Below are 2387 nucleotides of genomic sequence, written 5' to 3'. Positions count from 1 at the left end.
GGCAACTGGCCGGCTGGCTGCGCGACCGCGTGCCGCGGGCGGACGGCAGCCGCGAAGCGAATCCGTTGCCGCCGCTGGCGCGCTGGAAGCTGTTCGACAACCTGCGCCGCAGCCTCGTCGCGCCCACGCTGTGCATCCTGCTGGTGCTGTGCTGGGCGCTGCTGCCGGCGCCCGCGTTCTGGACCGCGGCCGTGCTGGCCGTGTTCTTCGTGCCGTTCGCGCTGCGCACGCTCGTCGCCCTGGCCGACAAGCCGCACGACGTCGCCCCCGGCGCGCACCTGCGGCACTGCGCGCACGATGCGCGCATCGGCCTCTATCACGCGCTGCTGGACACGGCCTTCCTGCCGCACGAGGCCAGCTACAGCGTGGACGCGATCGCGCGCGGCGCGTGGCGCATGCTCGTGTCGAAACGGCTGCGCCTGGAGTGGCGCGCGCCCACGCTGTCGCGCTCCAGCACGGACATGGAGTCGAACTGGCAGAACATGTGGTTCGCGCCCGCGTTCGCGGTCGGCGTCGCCGTGCTGCTCAGCTTTGCGAATCCGCTCGCGCTGTTCGCGGCAGCGCCCCTGCTGCTGCTGTGGTTCCTGTCGCCCGTGGTCGCATGGTGGGTCAGCCTGCCGGCCGCGCGTCACGCACCGCACCTGGCGGATGCGCAGCGCCGCTTCCTGCGCACGACGGCGCGCCGCACGTGGGCATTCTTCGAAGACCACGTCACGGCGGAGAGCAACTGGCTGCCGCCCGACCACTTGCAGGAACACCCGGCCCCCGTCGTCGCGCATCGCACGTCGCCCGCAAGCATGGGCTTCGCGCTGCTGGCCAACATGACGGCATGGGACTTCGGCTACGCGCCCACGGGCGACCTGCTGGCGCGCACGCGCGCGACACTCCAGACGATGGGCCGGCTGGAACGCCAGCGCGGCCACTTCCACGACGCGTACGATACGCGCACGCTGGAGCCGCTGTCCACGGCTATCGCCGGCAGCGGCAACCTGGCGGCGCACCTGCTCACGCTGGCCGCCGGCCTGGAGCGGCTGGCCGATGAGCCCATCGCCTCCAGCCGCGCACTGGACGGCATCCGCGACACGCTCGACGTCGCCGACGAACACGCCGTGCCCGCCGTGCGCGAGGCGATCGCCGCGCTGCGCCTGCACCTCTCGCCGGAGCGCTGCCGCAATGCGGGCACCTTGCCGGGCCTCGCCGATTGCCTGCAGACGCTGGCGCGCGACGCCGAGGCGTTGTGCGCCGCCGTGCCCGACGACGCCGATCCGCAGCTGCGCGACTGGACCGGCAGGCTGGCGCGGCAAACGGCGGCCGCGCAGGCGGACCTGCTGGCGATGGCGCCGTGGATGCGCGTCGTGCAGGAATACGTGATCGATTCGAGCCTCACCCGCATCCCGACGGTGCGCGAGCTGGCCGGCTTCGGCATGAAGGCGCCGGGCGACGACCTGGAACCGGACGAGCGCACGCGCCAGCTGCTGCTGGCCGGGCTTGTCGAGGAAGGCAGCACGAACGCGCGGGTGCGCCTGCAGAAGATCGCGCAACTGGCCCGCGCCGCGCGTGCGCGCGCGGACATGGATTTCGGTCTGCTGGCCGACGCGGACACGGGATTGCTCGCATCGAATGCCCGCCTGGCCAGCTTCACCGGCATCGCGCGCGGCCAGCTGCCGCAGGAACACTGGACCGCGCTAGGCCGCCAGATGTGCCGCGCGTACGGCCACCCGGTGCTGCTGTCGCTGGACGGCGCGCTGGACGACTACCTGGCGCCGCTGTTGGTGATGCCGGCGTACCGCGACACGCTGCTGGACCGGACGTACCGGGGCATCGTCCGCGCGCAGGCGGAATACGGCCGCCGCCGCGACGTGCCGTGGGGCTTTGCGGCATCCGGCTACAACGCGATGGACGCCGCACTGCATTACCAGTACCGCGCCTTCGGCATACCCGAGGTGGGTACACGGCGCTGCACGCAACGGGTATCGGGCGAGGACCTCGTCGTCGCGCCGTATGCCGCGCTGCTGGCGCTGATGGTCGAGCCGGAGCGCGCGTGCGCCAACCTGGAACGCATGGCGCAGCTGGGCTTCACGGGCCGCTACGGTTTCTATGAAGCCGTCGACTACACGCCGGCACGGCGGCCCGCGGGCCAGGCCCATGCGATCGTGCGCGCATTCATGGCGCACCACCAGGGCATGGGTTTGCTGGCGCTGTCCTGCCTGCTGCACGACCGGCCGATGCAGCGCCGCTTCGCCGCCGAACCGCAGTTCCAGGCCGCGTTGCCGCTGCTGCAGGAACCGGTGCCGCGCGCCGCCGCGGGGCGCCACGTGGAGGTCGACGACACGCGTCCGCGCGCACCCGACACCGCCGCGGCGGCGCGCGGCACCGGTTCCTGCAGC

General features: G+C 72.8%; 1 protein-coding gene. It reads left to right on the top strand.

What is annotated here, in order from left to right:
• A partial coding sequence (locus tag ACEN88_RS29455; protein WP_413345400.1) for a glucoamylase family protein occupies nucleotides 1-2387 on the top strand: 2387 nt, incomplete at both ends.

The sequence above is a fragment of the Massilia sp. CT11-108 genome (assembly GCF_047302915.1).
Lineage (GTDB): Bacteria > Pseudomonadota > Gammaproteobacteria > Burkholderiales > Burkholderiaceae_D > Telluria > Telluria orientalis.
This window is presented reverse-complemented; position numbering and strand designations above follow the sequence as displayed.